Annotated in this window: 19 protein-coding genes; 13 read left to right on the forward strand and 6 right to left on the reverse strand. The window is 72.0% G+C overall.

Translation table 11 applies throughout. The features are described from left to right. Nucleotides 1–116: 116 nt before the first annotated feature. From ACIGXX_RS21335 to ACIGXX_RS21345, 3 genes are read left to right on the forward strand one after another with little or no spacing between them, the layout of a single operon-like run. Nucleotides 117–1,151 carry an ABC transporter ATP-binding protein gene (locus ACIGXX_RS21335; RefSeq protein WP_383819491.1) on the forward strand — a complete coding sequence of 345 codons (1,035 nt, stop codon included), beginning with the start codon at nucleotides 117–119 and terminating at the stop codon, nucleotides 1,149–1,151. Between the two features lie 40 nt (nucleotides 1,152–1,191). Then, a complete protein-coding gene (locus ACIGXX_RS21340; RefSeq protein WP_383819494.1) occupies nucleotides 1,192–2,010 on the forward strand; it encodes an ABC transporter permease in 819 nt (272 codons plus the stop codon). Nucleotides 2,011–2,044: 34 nt separating this feature from the next. Beyond that, a complete protein-coding gene (locus ACIGXX_RS21345; protein WP_351162345.1) occupies nucleotides 2,045–2,701 on the forward strand; it encodes a DUF2567 domain-containing protein in 657 nt (218 codons plus the stop codon). Nucleotides 2,702–2,823: 122 nt separating this feature from the next. Here the strand turns inward: ACIGXX_RS21345 and ybaK are convergent, their stop codons facing one another. The 4 genes from ybaK to ACIGXX_RS21365 all read right to left on the reverse strand — a co-directional run bounded on the left by ybaK (nucleotide 2,824) and on the right by ACIGXX_RS21365 (nucleotide 6,853). Further along, nucleotides 2,824–3,327: a Cys-tRNA(Pro) deacylase gene (ybaK, locus tag ACIGXX_RS21350; RefSeq protein ID WP_361463733.1), complete on the reverse strand. Its 504-nt coding sequence runs from the start codon at nucleotides 3,325–3,327 to the stop codon at nucleotides 2,824–2,826. Nucleotides 3,328–3,359: 32 nt separating this feature from the next. After that, on the reverse strand, nucleotides 3,360–4,100 hold the full coding sequence (locus ACIGXX_RS21355) for an LON peptidase substrate-binding domain-containing protein (RefSeq protein ID WP_361463731.1): 741 nt from the start codon (nucleotides 4,098–4,100) through the stop codon (nucleotides 3,360–3,362). A gap of 11 nt (nucleotides 4,101–4,111) precedes the next feature. Further along, entirely contained in the window at nucleotides 4,112–5,119 is a 1,008-nt protein-coding gene (locus ACIGXX_RS21360; RefSeq protein ID WP_351162339.1) for a hypothetical protein, read from the reverse strand. 219 nt (nucleotides 5,120–5,338) lie between these two features. After that, the gene (locus ACIGXX_RS21365) at nucleotides 5,339–6,853 is read right to left on the reverse strand and encodes an oxidoreductase (RefSeq protein ID WP_383819935.1); all 1,515 of its coding nucleotides are present in this window, start codon (nucleotides 6,851–6,853) and stop codon (nucleotides 5,339–5,341) included. Nucleotides 6,854–7,090: 237 nt separating this feature from the next. Between ACIGXX_RS21365 and hisD the strand changes: the two genes are divergently transcribed. From hisD to ACIGXX_RS21415, 10 genes are all read left to right on the forward strand, one after another. Beyond that, on the forward strand, nucleotides 7,091–8,416 hold the full coding sequence (gene hisD / locus ACIGXX_RS21370; RefSeq protein ID WP_351162335.1) for a histidinol dehydrogenase: 1,326 nt from the start codon (nucleotides 7,091–7,093) through the stop codon (nucleotides 8,414–8,416). Beyond that, nucleotides 8,392–9,519: a histidinol-phosphate transaminase gene (locus tag ACIGXX_RS21375; protein WP_399977722.1), complete on the forward strand. Its 1,128-nt coding sequence runs from the start codon at nucleotides 8,392–8,394 to the stop codon at nucleotides 9,517–9,519. Before hisD ends, ACIGXX_RS21375 begins: the two co-directional genes overlap by 25 nt. After that, nucleotides 9,516–10,109: an imidazoleglycerol-phosphate dehydratase HisB gene (gene hisB / locus ACIGXX_RS21380; RefSeq protein ID WP_135330188.1), complete on the forward strand. Its 594-nt coding sequence runs from the start codon at nucleotides 9,516–9,518 to the stop codon at nucleotides 10,107–10,109. The genes ACIGXX_RS21375 and hisB overlap by 4 nt, the downstream gene beginning before the upstream one ends. A 4-nt stretch (nucleotides 10,110–10,113) precedes the next feature. After that, complete coding sequence (locus tag ACIGXX_RS21385) at nucleotides 10,114–10,278, forward strand: hypothetical protein (RefSeq protein ID WP_351162331.1); 165 nt, start codon at nucleotides 10,114–10,116, stop codon at nucleotides 10,276–10,278. Nucleotides 10,279–10,295: 17 nt separating this feature from the next. After that, a complete protein-coding gene (gene hisH, locus ACIGXX_RS21390; RefSeq protein ID WP_351162329.1) occupies nucleotides 10,296–10,937 on the forward strand; it encodes an imidazole glycerol phosphate synthase subunit HisH in 642 nt (213 codons plus the stop codon). Between the two features lie 17 nt (nucleotides 10,938–10,954). Then, the gene (gene priA / locus ACIGXX_RS21395) at nucleotides 10,955–11,683 is read left to right on the forward strand and encodes a bifunctional 1-(5-phosphoribosyl)-5-((5-phosphoribosylamino)methylideneamino)imidazole-4-carboxamide isomerase/phosphoribosylanthranilate isomerase PriA (protein ID WP_351162531.1); all 729 of its coding nucleotides are present in this window, start codon (nucleotides 10,955–10,957) and stop codon (nucleotides 11,681–11,683) included. After that, a complete protein-coding gene (locus ACIGXX_RS21400) occupies nucleotides 11,680–12,087 on the forward strand; it encodes a RidA family protein (RefSeq protein WP_361463723.1) in 408 nt (135 codons plus the stop codon). The genes priA and ACIGXX_RS21400 overlap by 4 nt, the downstream gene beginning before the upstream one ends. Further along, nucleotides 12,084–12,839 carry an imidazole glycerol phosphate synthase subunit HisF gene (gene hisF / locus ACIGXX_RS21405; protein WP_351162325.1) on the forward strand — a complete coding sequence of 252 codons (756 nt, stop codon included), beginning with the start codon at nucleotides 12,084–12,086 and terminating at the stop codon, nucleotides 12,837–12,839. Before ACIGXX_RS21400 ends, hisF begins: the two co-directional genes overlap by 4 nt. A 118-nt stretch (nucleotides 12,840–12,957) precedes the next feature. Continuing rightward, complete coding sequence (locus ACIGXX_RS21410; RefSeq protein WP_361463721.1) at nucleotides 12,958–13,578, forward strand: helix-turn-helix domain-containing protein; 621 nt, start codon at nucleotides 12,958–12,960, stop codon at nucleotides 13,576–13,578. A gap of 12 nt (nucleotides 13,579–13,590) precedes the next feature. Then, nucleotides 13,591–14,874 carry an MFS transporter gene (locus ACIGXX_RS21415; protein WP_351162321.1) on the forward strand — a complete coding sequence of 428 codons (1,284 nt, stop codon included), beginning with the start codon at nucleotides 13,591–13,593 and terminating at the stop codon, nucleotides 14,872–14,874. A gap of 31 nt (nucleotides 14,875–14,905) precedes the next feature. On the opposite strand, the gene ACIGXX_RS21420 is transcribed toward ACIGXX_RS21415, so the two are convergent. Beyond that, on the reverse strand, nucleotides 14,906–15,301 hold the full coding sequence (locus ACIGXX_RS21420) for a VOC family protein (protein WP_351162319.1): 396 nt from the start codon (nucleotides 15,299–15,301) through the stop codon (nucleotides 14,906–14,908). After that, nucleotides 15,301–15,936 carry a TIGR03085 family metal-binding protein gene (locus tag ACIGXX_RS21425; protein ID WP_383819510.1) on the reverse strand — a complete coding sequence of 212 codons (636 nt, stop codon included), beginning with the start codon at nucleotides 15,934–15,936 and terminating at the stop codon, nucleotides 15,301–15,303. The genes ACIGXX_RS21420 and ACIGXX_RS21425 overlap by 1 nt, the downstream gene beginning before the upstream one ends. Nucleotides 15,937–15,995: the final 59 nt, after the last annotated feature.

Raw genomic sequence — 15,995 nt, forward strand, 5'->3', positions numbered from 1 at the left:
AACAGCGGGGCACGTCCGCAGATGAGTGACCGAACACGTCCGCAGACGACTGATACGGGGCGTACGGGGCGCCCCGGGCGTCGCTGCGGGCACGGGACCCCGTACCCTCGTCCTTCGTGAGTACGCGCTCGGCACAGGCAGTCCGACAAGGGCTCCGACAGGGTCACGGCAGTGATGTCGTCTGCGCGGTGCGCGACCTCGTCAAGACGTATCCCGCCGCCCGTGGCAGGCGCGGCACGCCCGCGACGCCCGAGGTGCGCGCCACCGACGGCATCAGTCTCGAGGTCAGGCGCGGCGAGATCTTCGGCCTCCTGGGACCCAACGGCGCCGGCAAGTCCACCCTCGTACGCCAGCTGACCGGCCTGATGCGGCCCGACAGCGGGAGCGTCGAGATCCTCGGGCACGACATCCTGCGCCACCCCGAGCGGGCCGCGCGAATCCTGGCCTACCTGGGGCAGGAGTCCACCGCCCTCGACGAACTGACCGTCTCGCTCGCCGTCGAGACGACCGCGCGGCTGCGCGGCCTCGATGTGCGCGCCGCGCGGGCCGAGCGGGACGCCGTACTCGAAGAGCTCGCGCTCCTCCCGCTCGCGTCGCGCCCCCTGAAGAAGCTCTCCGGCGGGCAGCGCAGGCTCGCCTGCTTCGCCACCGCCCTGGTGGGGGAGCGGCCGCTGCTCGTCCTCGACGAGCCGACGACCGGCATGGACCCCATCGCGCGGCGCGCCGTGTGGGGCGCGGTCGACCGGCGCCGGGCCGAGCGCGGCACCACGGTGCTGCTCGTCACCCACAACGTCATCGAGGCCGAGACGGTCCTGGACCGCGTCGCCGTCCTGGACCACGGCAAGGTCATCGCCTGCGACAGCCCCCTGGGGCTGAAGGAGCAGGTCGCGGGCGAGGTCCGGGTGGAGCTCGTCTGGCGGGAGCGGGCGCCGCTGGACGTCCCCGAGGTCGCCGCGCTGCGCTCCTCCGCGGTGGAATCCGGGCGGCGGTGGTCCCTGCGGCTCGCCCCCGACGAGGCGCGCGCCGCTGTCGCGGCGGTCACCGGCGGAGCCGCCTTCTCCGCCCTGGACGACTTCACATTGGCCACACCGAGCTTGGAGGACGTGTATCTCGCGCTGGGCGGGAACGGGGAAGGGCTGGTGAAGGCGTGACCTTCGCCAGGCGCAGGAACAGCAACAGGAGGGTCGTTCGGTGAGTGCCGTTCCCCTGGAAGCCGCGGTGCGGGCCGACGACCGCGAGCGGCAGGCCGACGCCGCCGCGCCCCTGGGGCCCCGTGCGCGGCTGTTTCCCGCGCTCGCGGCCGTCTACCGGGCACAGCTGTCCCGGGCGCGGGTCGCGCGCATCCCGCTGCTCTTCGTGGCGACCTTCCAGTCCGTCGGGATCATGATCCTGATGCGGGGCGTCGTCGACGGGGGCGGTGAGGCGCGTGCCGTCGTCGCCGGTTCCTCCGTGCTCGTCGTCGCGTTCGTCGCGCTCAACCTGCTCGCGCAGTACTTCGGGCAGCTGCGGGCCGACGGCGGCCTGGACCACTACGCCACCCTGCCCGTGCCGCCCGCGTCGGTGGTCCTGGGAGCGGCGGCCGCCTACGCCTCGTTCACCGTGCCGGGCACGCTGGTCACCGCGGTCGTCGGATGCGGGCTCTTCGGGCTTCCGCTGGCCAACCTGTGGGTGCTCGCCGCGGTGATCCCGCTGGCCGGTGCCGCGCTCGCCGGTCTCGGCGCCGCCCTCGGACTGCTCGCGCCCCGGCCCGAACTGGCCACGCTGCTCGGACAGTTGGGCATGTCGGCGGCGCTGCTCCTCGGTGTGCTTCCGGCCGAGCGGATGCCCGGCTTCCTGCAGTACGCCCGTGACCTGCTGCCCTCGACGTACGGGGTCGAGGCGTTCGCCCGCACCTTCGGACCGCATCCCGACTGGGCCGCCGTCGCGCTGGATCTCGCGGTCTGCGCGGGGGTCGGCGTCGCCTCGCTGGCGATCGCCACCTGGGCCTACCGCCGAGCGGCTGTGCGGTGACGCGGTCCTCAGGCAGGACTGGCACCATGTTGGGGTGACTGCACCGCTGACGCCCTCCCAGCCGCCCCGTGACCAGCCCCCGCACGACCCCTGGCAGCAAGCCGCTGAGCCGTCCGGAGCCGTTCCCCTGTCGGCGCACGAGGAGGACGGTCCCGGCATGAAGACCGAAGTGCGGCAGGCCGCTGTGATCATGGTCGCGGTCGCTGTCTGTGGCGTACTGCTCGGCCTCCTGTGGTTGTGGCTGGCGCCACGGGTCCCGCTGGTGACCGACAGCGACGCGGTGTACCTCAAGGACACCGAGGGAGAGCAGGCGATCGGGGTCGACGGAACGTTCACCCTGCTCGCGCTCGCCTTCGGCGCGGTGAGCGGCGCCGTCGTGTTCCTGCTGCGCAAGCGCGGCGGGATTCCGCTCGTGGTCGGCCTCACGGCCGGCGGGCTGCTCGGCGCGGTGCTCGGCTGGCGGCTCGGGATCTTCCTGGGGCCGGAGACCGATGTCGTCGCCCACGCGAAGGCGGTGGGCAAGGGCGTCGTGTTCGACGCGCCCCTGGAGCTCAAGGCCAAGGGCGCGCTGCTGGCCTGGCCCGTGGCGGCCCTGCTGGTCCACCTCGGTCTCACCGCGCTCTTCGGGCCGCGCGACCCCGAGCCGTATCCCCTGCCCTACGGAGACCCCGGACGGGCCGACGGCAGCTGAGCTGACGTCAGGCGGGGCGCCTCCCGTGGTTCGCCTTGCCCTTGCGCACCCGCCACTTCCTCTTGCGCGTCTTCTTCGACATGAGGGTGGTACTAGTCGAGCCCGGGGCCCCCGTCGAGGGCCTATTCACGCCCGATCGGTGCCAGTACCGCGCCGGTGAGACGGGCGAGGTCGCCGGGTGCCAGCTCCACTTCCAGGCCCCTGCGGCCCGCGGAGACACAGATCGTGGCGTGCGCGGAGGCCGAGTCGTCCAGGACCGTGCGGAGCTTCTTGCGCTGGCCGAGCGGCGAGATGCCGCCCCGCACGTACCCCGTGGTGCGCTCGGCGGCCGCGGGGTCCGCCATCACCGCGCGCTTGCCGGAGACCGCCGTGGCCAGGGCCTTGAGGTTCAAGGTGCCCGCCACGGGGACCACGGCCACCGTCAGCTCGCCGTCGACCTCCGCCACCAGGGTCTTGAAGACCCGGTCGGGGGAGACGCCCATGGCCTGCGCCGCCTCCTCGCCGTACGAGGGGTGCGCGGGGTCGTGTTCGTAGGCGTGCACCGTGTAGTCGGCGCCCGCCGCGGTGAGGGCGACCGTCGCGGGGGTGCCGCCCGTGCCCGACTGCTTCTTCTGCTTCTTCGCCAAAGCGCTCGCGCCTTACGTCAGTTGCGGCTCGTTCAGTTGAGGCTCGTGGTGCCGCGCGTGAGGTCCGTCGCGGGCAACGACGGCAGATTACGGATGATCGCGGTCTCGGCGCGAAGGAGTTTCAGCTCCTCGTGCAGGCGCGAGGCCGTGTCCGGCGCCTCCAGGAGCCGCTGCTTGGTGGGGGTGTCGAGGACGGCAGCGGCGGCGACCAGATACGACACCACGGACGGGTCGTCCGGCAGGTCGGCGCCCGTGGAGAGGGACCGCTCGCGCGCCCCGGCGAGCCGCTTCTGGTAGGCGCGGAACGCCCGCAGCACGCCCGCCGCCAGCGCGCCGGCCTCCTCGCCCGGCTCCTCGGGCAGCTCTTCGACCTCGGCGGTCAAGAAGGCGCCCGACGCGTCGACCGAGTGCAGGCGCACGCGCGAGGTGCCGGTGGCGAGGACCTCGAAGCCGCCGTCGGCGCGCTCCCTGATCGTCGCCGCGTCCGCCACGCAGCCCACCGCGTGGAAGGCCTTGAGCGGGTCGTCGCCGAAGCCGGCGGTCGGCCCCTGTTCGGGCTGGGCGGTGGGGTCGGGCAGGCCCGGGGCGCTCGGCGCCACCTCGAGCCCGTCACGGATCGCGACGACCGCGAAGAGGCGCTGCTCCTCTTCGGGAGTCTTGAGCAGGTCGCGCATCATGGCGCGATAACGCTCCTCGAACACGTTCAGCGGGAGCACGAGTCCCGGGAACAGCACCGAGTTGAGCGGGAAGAGCGGAAGCCGGACGGTGGTCACGAGCCTCAAGCCTAATGGTCGCCGGAGCGGGGACGTCCGCCACCGGTGCGCAGCGGGGTCTCGGAGGCCACCTCGATGCGGATGCCGTCGCGCAGTTCGAGGAACTGGCCCAGTGGATCGTCGGCCATCCGGTCCCAGGGGAAGGATGTCGCGTGCGGCCCGATGAGGCGCACCTGTTCGAGGGCGTCGGTCCACCGCTCCAGGCGTACGAGGACGTAGGTGAGGAGGTTGCGCACCTCCGCGGGCCAGGGGTCCCCGGCGTCGTACTCGTGGGAGACGGCGATCCCGAGGTCCGCGGCGGCGTCCAGGCGCTCGCGCGGCACGCTCCCCGACGCGCTGGTGAGGTAGGCGAGCGCGGCCCGCGCGGGCAGCGCCTGGATCAGCGAGCCGGGCAGCGCGTCCCGGGCCGCGCGCTCGGCGAAGTCGAAGCACTGGCGGTGCGAGCCGTACCAGGCGGCCGACAGGTACTGGAGCGCCGAGGTGTGGCAGCCGTAGTGGTGCGAGGAGCGGTGCACCGCCTCGGCCCAGATCTCGTCGAAGACCGTGTGCGGGGCATGGGTGCCGCGCGCGTGGTCCAGGGCGATGCGCCACGGGACGGGGTCGCGCGGGTCTGCCTCGGCGGCCGCGACGAGCAGCGGCGCGCTCTCGCGCAGCAGCTCGGCGTGGGCGGGCGACTCCCAGCCGCGGACGACCGCGAGCTCGGCCTTGACGAGCAGCGCGTCCGGGTCGTGCGGCGCGGCGCACTGCCAGGCGTCGAACCACTCCGGGCGGGAGCGGGCGAAGGTGGCGAGGCGCGTGGTGTAGCGGTCGCGGTTCTCCCATTCGTTGCCCTCGCGGGTCATCGCGAGGAGCTTGGCCGCGGGGTCGTAGTCGCCCCGGCCCGCGGCGACCAGGGCGGGGCCGAGCCGGTCGTCGGGTGCGTCGAGGAGCACCTCGTCGTCGGGGGTCAGGTCGGCGGCCAGGAGGGGGGTGTTCCTGACCATTCGTGCGGTGCGGATCAGGGCGCGCAGGAGTGCCATCGTGTGGGTATTGAAAACCGCAGGTCGGGGCAGTACCAGGGGGTGGCCGGTGAAGCTTTTGCATCGGTCGTCAGGTTGCCTGCCCGATGGTCAAGGGAAGGCAAAATATCTGGCCGCCCGTCAGCTGCCCTGCGGCTCCCGTCGGCTTCCCTCGGCTTTCGCCGGCTCCCTGCGGCTCCCTGCGGCTTTTCGACCGCCCCCGGAGCCGTCCCGGCCCCGTCAGTTCCTCCGCAGCAGCCTCGTCGCCCCCGCCGCCACCGTCGTCGCGAGCACCCAGCCGAGCAGGATCAGGATCGCCGCGAACCACTGCCAGCCGCCGCGCAGCTGCCAGTAGCTGTCCTGGCCGAGGTTGATGACCGGGAGCAGCAGGTCGAGGGAGAAGAGCGCGGGGTTCCAGTTCGGGTGCTCGCCCGGTTTGATCGCCGGGTGGTCGGCGCGCGTGAAGGCCACCGCGCTCACCGCCCAGAGCACCGCCATCCACAGGGCGGCCCGGCCCGGCCGGTAGCCGTAGGCCACCGTCCAGTCCTGGGCGAAGCCCCAGAGCTTGGCCGCGAGCGGCAGGGTCTCGCGGCGGCGGCGCTGCTTGGCCAGCAGGACCTCGCGGGCGTCGGCGTCCTCGCCGCCGTTGCGCAGGACGGTGGCCAGCTTCTCGTACGGCTCGGGGTTGTACTCGGCGGTCGCCGCCGCCACCCAGGCCAGCCGCCGGGAGAGCGGGAAGCTGCCCTGCGGGACGAGGTTCTCGTAGCTGAAGCCGCCCATCTGGAGGCCGCCGGGCCCCGGCCAGCTGGTCGACTTGTCGATGAGGTTGACGACCTTGGCGCCGGACAGAATGATCTTGCCGCGCTGCGGGGCCTCGCCGAGGAAGCGCAGCTCGGGGGTCTGGACGCGGCGCAGCGACACCTCCTGGTCGTTCTCCAGGGTGAAGCGGGCCTGGGCCAGGTCCACGGCGTCGCCGAAGCGCCCGTCGTCGAGCCTTATGCCGCCCTGGCACTCGAAGCGCTGGACGCGGGTGCCGCGCGGGGGAGTGGTGCCGCTGGTCATGGGGGGATCGCCGAGCGCGGCGGGCGTCATGTAGAGCGTGCGCTCCACGGTCATCTGCGGGGCGTTGAGCGCCCGCTGGCCGTAGGGGTTGGCGAGCTTGCTGCCGCGCAGGCTGAAGGAGACGCCGACCTTCGCGCCGCGCAGGCTCAGCTGGCCGTGCGACTCCATCATCTCGGCCTGCAGGTCCTGGCCGACCGAGAGGCCGTCGCCCATGATCGAGTTGCCGCGCCGGTCGCGGTAGATCACGGCCTGGTTGATCAGCAGGTCGGTGCCGATCTGGGCGTCCGTGAGCCGCATGCCGTTGTGGATCCGGCAGCGCGGCAGATGCAGGTCGCCCTCCGTGTGCACGCGGGCCGCCTCCACGCGCGGGATCGAGCAGTTGACCAGGCGCAGGGTGGTGAACTTGGCCTCGGGGACGAGGACTTCCTTCTCGAAGCGGCAGTGCTTCAGCTCGGCGTAGGGCAGGATCTCGCCGCCCGCGAGATCGAGCACGTCCGTGATCTGGAGGCCCGAGAGCTTCAGCGACGAGACCCGGCCGGAGAGCGCGGGCGGCCCTTCGAGCAGCAGCCAGCACACGATGCGGGCGCGCACGCTGCGCTCGGGACCCCAGGGGTGGCCGCCGTGCGGATCGTCCGCCATCGCGTCCCCCGACCGGAGGTCGTAGACGCTGCCGTTGCGGAAGGCCTGCCACATGCCGATCTCGGCGGCAGTCAGTCCGTCCGGCGGGTCCCCGATGCCGGTGTCGTCGACCACTGCTGTTGTCCTCCCCGTACTGCGATCCCGTGCCGCGATGCGCCCGTGTCTCGTACACCTGTTTCATGCCCGTTCCGTGACGGCCTGAACGCTAGTGGTGAACGGTGTCTTCCGGGATCTATATCAGCCAGTGATACGGCGTTCGACCCGCAATCAGGGTCTGCGAGAATTGGCCCTGTGATCTCCCGAATCGATCTGCGCGGCGACGCCCTCCCCGAGGGCCCCGCCCTGCGCGCCCTGCTGCCCCGTGCCGACTTCGACGTCGCGGCCGCCCTGGAGAAGGTGCGGCCCATCTGCGAGGACGTGCATCATCGTGGCGACGCGGCGCTGATCGACTACGCGGAGAGGTTCGACGGGGTGGGCCTGACGCGGATCCGCGTCCCCGCGAGCGCCATCGCCGAGGCCCTGACCGGCCTCGACCCACTCGTGCGCGAGGCGCTCGAGGAGTCGATCCGGCGGGCCCGCATCGTCCACCGCGAGCAGCGCCGCGCCCCGCACACCACGCAGGTCGTGCCCGGCGGCACGGTCACCGAGAAGTGGGTGCCGGTCGAGCGCGTGGGGCTGTACGCCCCGGGCGGCCGCTCCGTGTACCCGTCCTCCGTGATCATGAACGCCGTCCCGGCGCAGGAGGCGGGCGTCGAGTCGATGGCGCTCGCGTCCCCGCCGCAGAAGGACTTCGGCGGCCTCCCGCACCCGACGATCCTCGCCGCCTGCGCGCTCCTGGGCATCGACGAGGTGTACGCCGTGGGCGGCGCCCAGGCCGTCGCCATGTTCGCGTACGGCACCGAGACCTGCGCACCCGCCGACATGGTCACCGGACCCGGCAACATCTGGGTCGCCGCCGCCAAGCGCTACTTCACCGGACGCATCGGCATCGACACCGAGGCGGGCCCGACCGAGATCGCGGTCCTCGCCGACGACACGGCCGACGCCGTGCACGTGGCGTCCGACCTGATCAGCCAGGCCGAGCACGACCCGCTCGCGGCAGCCGTCCTGGTCACCGACTCCGTGGCCCTGGCCGACGCGGTCGCCAAGGAGCTGGAGCCGCAGGTCGCGGCGACCAAGCACGTCGAGGACCGGATCGTCCCCGCCCTGGAGGGCAGGCAGTCCGCGATCGTCCTGGTCGACGGCCTGGAGGAGGGCCTGCGCGTCGTGAACGCGTACGGCGCCGAGCACCTGGAGATCCAGACCGCGGACGCCGCCGCCGTCGCGGAGCGCGTGACGAACGCGGGCGCGATCTTCGTCGGACCGTGGGCGCCCGTCTCGCTCGGCGACTACTGCGCCGGGTCCAACCACGTCCTGCCGACGGGCGGCTGCGCCTGCCACTCCTCGGGGCTCAGCGTCCAGTCCTTCCTGCGCGGCATCCACATCGTCGACTACACGCGTGACGCGCTCGCCGACGTGGCCCGCCACGTGGTGACGCTCGCCGAGGCCGAGGACCTGCCGGCGCACGGCGCGGCGATCAAGGCCCGGTTCGGATGGAAGGTGCCGGAGACCAAGTGACCCACATCGACGACCTTCCGGTACGCGACGAGCTGCGCGGCAAGTCCCCCTACGGCGCGCCCCAGCTCGACGTACCCGTACGACTGAACACGAACGAGAACCCCTACCCGCTCCCCGACGCCCTCGTCGAGCGCATCGCCGAGCGCGTCCGCGATGCGGCCCGCGACCTCAACCGCTACCCCGACCGCGACGCGGTCGAGCTGCGCACCGAGCTCGCGCGCTACCTCACGGACACCGGCGGCCACGAGGTCACCCTGGCGAACGTCTGGGCGGCCAACGGCTCGAACGAAGTCATCCAGCAGCTCCTGCAGACCTTCGGGGGGCCCGGCCGCACCGCCATCGGCTTCGAGCCCTCGTACTCGATGCACGGGCTCATCGCGCGCGGCACCGGCACGGGCTGGATCTCCGGCCCCCGCGGCGACGACTTCACGATCGACGTCGAGGCGGCGGCGAAGACCATCGCCGAGAACCGGCCCGACGTCGTCTTCATCACCACGCCCAACAACCCCACGGGCAACGCCGTCTCCGGCGACACGGTCCTCGCGCTCTACGAAGCCGCGCAGGCCGCCAAGCCGTCGATGGTGGTCGTGGACGAGGCGTACGTCGAGTTCAGCCACGGCGACTCGCTGCTCCCGCTGCTCGCGGGACGGCCGAACCTCGTGATCTCCCGCACCATGTCGAAGGCCTTCGGAGCGGCCGGGCTGCGCCTGGGCTACCTCGCGGCCGACCCGGCGGTCGTCGACGCCGTACAGCTCGTACGCCTGCCGTACCACCTGTCGGCCGTCACGCAGGCCACCGCGCTCGCCGCCCTGGAGCACACCGACACGCTCCTGAAGTACGTCGAGCAGCTGAAGCGGGAGCGCGACCGCCTGGTGGGCGAGCTGCGTGCGATCGGCTATGAAGTGACCGACTCCGACGCCAACTTCGTGCAGTTCGGGCGATTCGAAGATTCCCACACGGTCTGGCAGCGGATCCTCGACCGGGGCGTCCTGGTCCGGGACAACGGAGTACCGGGCTGGCTGCGCGTCAGCGCAGGAACCCCCGAAGAGAACGACGCGTTCCTCGATGCGGTACGCGAACTGAAGAAGGAGCAGCAGGCATGAGCCGCGTTGGACGGGTCGAACGCACCACCAAGGAGACGTCGGTCCTCGTCGAGATCGATCTCGACGGCACCGGCAAGGTCGAGGTGTCGACGGGTGTCGGCTTCTACGACCACATGCTCGACCAGCTCGGCCGCCACGGCCTCTTCGACCTCACGGTCAAGACCGAGGGCGACCTGCACATCGACACGCACCACACCATCGAGGACACCGCCCTCGCCCTGGGCGCCGCCTTCAAGCAGGCGCTCGGCGACAAGGTGGGCATCTACCGCTTCGGCAACTGCACGGTCCCGCTGGACGAGTCGCTCGCCCAGGTGACCGTCGACCTCAGCGGCCGCCCCTACCTCGTGCACACCGAGCCCGAGACCATGGCGCCGATGATCGGCACGTACGACACGACGATGACCCGGCACATCCTGGAGTCCTTCGTCGCGCAGGCCCAGATCGCCCTGCACGTGCACGTGCCCTACGGCCGCAACGCCCACCACATCGTGGAGTGCCAGTTCAAGGCCCTCGCCCGCGCGCTGCGCTACGCGTCCGAGCGCGACCCGCGTGCCGCCGGGATCCTCCCCTCCACGAAGGGCGCGCTGTAAAGCCATGACCGGTCTCAACACCATCCTGATCGTCGTCGGTCTCTTCCTGGTCGGCGGCATCATCTCCTTCGTCAAGCAGGGGATGCCCAAGAGCCTGATCACGCTGCTCTCCATCGGCGCGGCCATGTGCATCGTCGCGGGCGTCATGCGGCTCGACTACTGGAACTGAGGGGAGCTGATCCACGTATGACCGCTCCCAAGAAGGTCGTCGTCTTCGACTACGGCTTCGGGAACGTCCGTTCCGCCGAGCGCGCCCTCGCGCGCGCGGGCGCGGAGGTCGAGATAACCCGTGACTACGACACGGCCATGAACGCCGACGGTCTCCTCGTCCCCGGTGTCGGCGCCTTCGCCGCCTGCATGCAGGGGCTCAAGGAGGCGCGCGGCGACTGGATCGTGGGCCGCAGGCTCGCGGGCGGCCGCCCCGTGATGGGCATCTGCGTGGGCATGCAGATCCTCTTCGCGCGCGGCATCGAGCACGACGTGGAGGCCGAGGGCCTCGACGAGTGGCCCGGCACCGTCGAGCCGCTCAAGGCCGACATCGTCCCGCACATGGGCTGGAACACGGTCCAGGCGCCCGAGGGCTCGCAGCTGTTCGCGGGCCTGGACGCCGACGCCCGCTACTACTTCGTGCACTCGTACGCCGTGCACCACTGGGACTTCGAGGCGGGCAACCCCGCCTTCCGCGCCCCGAAGGTCGCCTGGACCACGCACGGCGAGCCCTTCGTGGCCGCCGTCGAGAACGGCGCGCTGTGGGCCACGCAGTTCCACCCCGAGAAGTCCGGCGACGCCGGCGCCCAGCTCCTCACCAACTGGATCGGAACCCTCTAGGAATGTCAGGGATCTCTGTGAGCAAGCTCGAACTCCTTCCCGCCGTCGACGTCCGCGACGGCCAGGCCGTGCGCCTCGTCCACGGCGAGTCCGGATCGGAGACCTCCTACGGCTCCCCGCTGGAGGCCGCCCTCTCCTGGCAGCGGTCGGGCGCCGAGTGGCTGCACCTGGTCGACCTGGACGCCGCGTTCGGCACCGGCGACAACCGCGCGCTGATCGCCGAGGTAGCGGGCGCCATGGACATCAAGGTCGAGCTGTCCGGCGGCATCCGCGACGACGACACGCTCGCCGCGGCCCTGGCCACCGGCTGCACCCGCGTGAACCTGGGCACCGCCGCCCTGGAGACCCCGGAGTGGGTCGCCAAGGTCATCGCCGAGCACGGCGACAAGATCGCGGTGGGCCTGGACGTGCGCGGCACGACCCTGCGCGGCCGCGGCTGGACCCGCGACGGCGGCGACCTCTACGAAACCCTTGAGCGCCTCGACTCCGAGGGCTGCGCCCGCTACGTCGTCACCGACATCGCCAAGGACGGCACGCTCCAGGGCCCGAACCTGGAGCTCCTGCGCAACGTCTGCGCGGCCACGGACCGCCCGGTGGTGGCCTCCGGCGGCGTCTCGTCCCTGGACGACCTGCGCGCGATCGCCGAGCTCGTCCCGCAGGGCGTCGAGGGCGCCATCGTCGGCAAGGCGCTGTACGCGAAGGCCTTCACGCTCGAAGAGGCCCTCGCGGCGGTGGCGTCGTCATGAGTGACGTCGTCCGCAGGGTGAGCTCGGGCGGACCGTGGGAGGAGGCGATCGGCTACTCCCGCGCCGTCGAGCTGCCCAACGGCCTTGTCCTGGTGTCGGGCTGCACGTCGGTGGTGGACGGCGTGATAGACGCCGGAACCCCCTACGAGCAGGCGGCCAACGCCTTCCACGTGGCCATCGAGGCGCTGAAGAAGCTGGGCCTGGGCCGCGAGCACGTCGTACGCACCCGTATGTACCTGACGCACGCGCGGGACGTGGAGGAGGTGGGCCGGGCCCACAAGGAGCTCTTCGACGACGTCCGCCCCGCCGCGTCGATGCTCATCGTCTCCGGCTTCATCGACCCGAGCCTGGTCGTCGAGGTCGAGGTCGAGGCGTACGGCCCGCGGGCAGGGGTGACGGCATGACCCTCTCCGTACGCGTGATCCCCTGCCTGGACGTGGACAACGGCCGCGTCGTCAAGGGCGTCAACTTCCAGAACCTGCGCGACGCGGGCGACCCCGTCGAGATGGCCAAGGTGTACGACGCCGAGGGCGCCGACGAGCTCACCTTCCTGGACATCACCGCGTCCTCCGGCAACCGCGAGACGACGTACGACGTGGTCCGCCGCACCGCCGAGCAGGTCTTCATCCCGCTCACGGTGGGCGGCGGCGTCCGCACCGCCGAGGACGTCGACAAGCTGCTGCGCGCGGGCGCGGACAAGGTGGGCGTGAACACGGCCGCCATCGCCCGCCCGGAGCTGATCCGCGAGATCGCGGAGCGGTTCGGGCGCCAGGTGCTCGTCCTCTCGGTGGACGCGAGGCGCACTCCGTCCGGGAGCTTCGAGGTCACCACCCACGGCGGCCGCAAGTCCGCCGGGATCGACGCCGTCGAATGGGCGCACCAGGCCGCCGAGTTGGGCGCGGGCGAGATCCTGCTCAACTCGATGGACGCGGACGGCACGAAGGACGGCTACGACATCGAGATGATCGCGGCGGTACGCCGTCACGTCACCGTCCCGGTGATCGCGTCCGGCGGCGCGGGCCGCCTGGAACACTTCCCGCCCGCGATCGCGGCGGGCGCGGACGCGGTGCTCGCCGCGTCGGTCTTCCACTTCGGTGATCTGCGGATCGGCGAGGTGAAGGACGCCCTGCGGGAGGCGGGCAACCCGGTCCGCTGAGCGGTTCCTCGCACAAGCCCTGGTCACTGGGTGGCCAGGGCTTTGCGTCGCCCAGATAGGAAGGGAAACTTGCGCAATTTATATTGCGCAAGTTTTCTTTTCTATCTACGGTGAAGCCATGAACGACAAGCAGCCCGAGCCCAATCCCAAGCCCAAGCGTGAAGAGTCCCGCCGCATCACCGACGTCGGCACGCTCAAGGCCTTCGGGCATCCGCTGCGTCTGAAGGTCTACGGCACGCTGCGGGTGGCGGGCCCGTCGACCGCGTCCCAACTCGCCTCGCAGGTCGACGAGGCCGTCTCACTGGTCAGCTACCACCTCCGCAAGCTGGCGGAGCACGGCCTGATCGTGGAGGCGGAGGTGCAGAGCGGGGACGCGCGGGAGCGATGGTGGCAGGCGGCGCAGGACACCCTGAGCTTCCGGCACGAGGACTTCAAGGACACGCCGGAGGGGGCGGCCACGCACACGGCCGTCGTCCGCGCTCTGATCGCCCAGCGGGAGGAGCAGTACAACACCTATCTGGACCAGCAGGCGGCCTGGGGCGCCGAGTGGCGCACGGCGGCGGACCAGTCGGACTTCCTCGCCCGCCTCAACCCCGCCGAACTCACCCGGCTCAACGCCGAGATCCACGCCCTGGTCAAGACGTACGAGGAGCAGGGCAAGGCCGCCGAGGCGGCGGGCGACACCGAGGGGCGCGAGAACGTCGCGGTGCATCTGGCCAGTTTCCCGTTCCGGATCTGAGAGGGCGGCGCCATGACCACCACCGGCATACGTACGGCTCCCGTCCCCGCCCCCGAGAAGCCCGCGTACCGGGACGCCAACGTCCTGCGCTGGCTCGGCGCGTACAGCGCGTCCGCGGTCGGCGACAACGTCTACTACCTCGCGCTCTCCTGGGCCGCCCTCCAGTCCGGAAGCCCTGCGCAGGCGGGCGTGGTCATGGCCGTCAGCGCCGTGCCGCGTGCGCTCCTGATGCTGGGCGGCGGGGTCGTCGCCGACCGGTTCGGGCCGCGCAAGGTCGTCATCGGCAGCGACGCGGTCCGGTGCGTCGCGGTGTTCGCGGTGGCGGGGGCGCTCATCGGGACGAGCCCCGGGGTGTGGCTGCTCGCCGCGCTCGGGTTCGTCTTCGGTGTGGTCGACGCGCTGTTCATGCCTGCCGTGGGCGCGCTGCCCGCACGCATCACCGTGCGGCACCAGCTGGCGCGCGTGCAGGGCATGCGGGGCCTGGTGATCCGGCTCGCCAACGTGGTGGGGGCGCCGCTCGGCGGCCTCGGCGTGGCACTCGGCGGGGCGGCCACGGCCTTCGGCGTCGCCGGGCTGCTCTTCGCGGTGTCGCTGCCGCTGCTGGTGTCCGTCCGCATGGCCGAGCTGCCCGCCGAGGAGACGGCGCAGGGCGGCAGGACCGCGTGGAGCGAACTGGGCGACGGGCTCCGGTACATCCGGCGCCACCGCGTCCTGGCCCCGCTGATGGTGGTCGTCGCCCTGGGGGATCTCGGCTTCGTCGGACCCCTGAACATCGGGCTCACCATGCTGGCCGACGAGCGCGGCTGGGGTGCGTCGGGCATGGGCGTGGTGCTCGCCGGGTTCGGTCTGGGGGCAGGGGTGTCGGCGCTGCTGCTGACCGTGCGGGGGAGGCTGCCGCGGGCGGGCCTCGTGCTGTCCGGGACGTGTGCCGTGGGGGCCGCGGGGATCGCCGCCGTGGCTTATCTGCCGAGCCTGCCGGTCGCGGCCGGGGTGGCGCTCCTGGTCGGTCTCCTGGTGGGACTCACCGGTGCCCTGTCCTCGGCGCTGGTGCAGACCGAGTCGGACCCCGCGTACATCGGCCGGGTCACCGCGGTCGCCGGCCTCGTCAGCCTGGGCGTGGCGCCGCTGACGTACCCCCTGACGGGATGGGCCGTGGGCGTCTGGGGGACGGCCCCCGTGTTCACCGCCAGCGCGGCGACCTGCGCGCTCGCCGGTCTCTACGGGCTGGGCTCGCGAGGGCTTCGTGCGGCCGAGCTGCCGACCACCCCGGCCGTGACCGCCCCGCCCCGGCCATGACACACGGCCGGGCAACGGAGCCGGGGGAGGCCTACGCCTTGGTCTCCATCAGCTGCACCAGATTCCCCACCGTGTCGTCAAGCACCGCGGTGATCACCGGCCCCTGCTCCTCCGGCCCCTGGGCGAACCGCACCCCGAGGCCCCGCAGCCGCTCGTGCTCGGCCCGTACGTCGTCGACCCCGAAGACGATGCACGGGATTCCCGCCTCGTGCAGCGCCTTGCGGTAGGGCTCCGCGATGGGGCCCTCGCCCGGTTCGAGGAGCAGTTCCACATCGCCCTGACCGCCCGCCGCCCCCACGGTGACGAACACCTGCCCGCCCACCATGTCCACGTGGTGGCGGGTCTCGAAGCCGAGTACGTCCGTGTAGAAGGCGTGGGCTCTGGCCACGTCGTCGACGTACACGCCGGTCATGGCGATCTTGATCATCAGATGCCCAGTTGCTTCGTCTCGTGCAGTCGGGCGATCGCGTCCTTGTCCCCGTCCAGCTCGACGTCGGCCGCGTCCTGCCGTCCGTGCACGAACATCAGCAGCTCGGACGGCTCTCCGGTCACCGTCACCACGGGAGTGCCGCGGTGCGCCACCGCCGTCTGGCCGTCCGGGCGCCGCAGGACCACGCCCACCGGAGCCTTGCGGCCCACCAGGCGGGCCATCTTCTCCAGGCGGGACCACAGGGCGTCCGCGAAGACCGGGTCGAGCTCGCGCGGCGTCCAGCCGGGCCGGGCGCGGCGCACGTCCTCGGTGTGGACGTAGAACTCTACGGCGTTCGACGCCTCGTCGATCTGCTTGAGGGAGAAGGGGGAGAAGCGCGGCGGGCCGGTCCTGATCAACTGGATCAGTTCCTCGTACGGTTTCGCGGCGAACTCGGCCTGCACCCGTTCCAGGCGCGAGGCCAGCTGTTTGATCAGCAGCCCGCCCGCGGCGTCCGCGCGGCGCTCGCGGACCACCACATGGGCCGCGAGATCACGGGTGTTCCAGCCCTCACAGAGGGTGGGGGCATCGGGACCCTCGGCCTCCAACAGGTCGGCGAGGAGAAGTCGTTCACGCTTGGCATGGGTCGACATGCCACCCAGCCTACGACTCGGTACGGGGTCCGCCCAGTGGACGTGGCCCGGCGGGGCGC

The organism is Streptomyces sp. NPDC055243 (assembly GCF_044544025.1).
Taxonomy (GTDB): Bacteria; Actinomycetota; Actinomycetes; order Streptomycetales; family Streptomycetaceae; genus Streptomyces.

Bases quoted from the DNA above. Each gene is read 5' to 3' on its own strand.
- ACIGXX_RS21360 (WP_351162339.1), bottom strand. From the start codon at position 5,119: ATGGCACTCCTGCGCGCCCTGATCCGCACCGCACGAATGGTCAGGAAC.
- ACIGXX_RS21365 (WP_383819935.1), bottom strand. From the start codon at position 6,853: ATGTGGCAGGCCTTCCGCAACGGCAGCGTCTACGACCTCCGGTCGGGG.
- ACIGXX_RS21375 (WP_399977722.1), top strand. From the start codon at position 8,392: ATGGAAGGTGCCGGAGACCAAGTGACCCACATCGACGACCTTCCGGTA.
- hisB (WP_135330188.1), top strand. From the start codon at position 9,516: ATGAGCCGCGTTGGACGGGTCGAACGCACCACCAAGGAGACGTCGGTC.
- ACIGXX_RS21385 (WP_351162331.1), top strand. From the start codon at position 10,114: ATGACCGGTCTCAACACCATCCTGATCGTCGTCGGTCTCTTCCTGGTC.
- hisH (WP_351162329.1), top strand. From the start codon at position 10,296: ATGACCGCTCCCAAGAAGGTCGTCGTCTTCGACTACGGCTTCGGGAAC.
- ACIGXX_RS21400 (WP_361463723.1), top strand. From the start codon at position 11,680: ATGAGTGACGTCGTCCGCAGGGTGAGCTCGGGCGGACCGTGGGAGGAG.
- hisF (WP_351162325.1), top strand. From the start codon at position 12,084: ATGACCCTCTCCGTACGCGTGATCCCCTGCCTGGACGTGGACAACGGC.
- ACIGXX_RS21410 (WP_361463721.1), top strand. From the start codon at position 12,958: ATGAACGACAAGCAGCCCGAGCCCAATCCCAAGCCCAAGCGTGAAGAG.
- ACIGXX_RS21415 (WP_351162321.1), top strand. From the start codon at position 13,591: ATGACCACCACCGGCATACGTACGGCTCCCGTCCCCGCCCCCGAGAAG.
- ACIGXX_RS21420 (WP_351162319.1), bottom strand. From the start codon at position 15,301: ATGATCAAGATCGCCATGACCGGCGTGTACGTCGACGACGTGGCCAGA.
- ACIGXX_RS21425 (WP_383819510.1), bottom strand. From the start codon at position 15,936: ATGTCGACCCATGCCAAGCGTGAACGACTTCTCCTCGCCGACCTGTTG.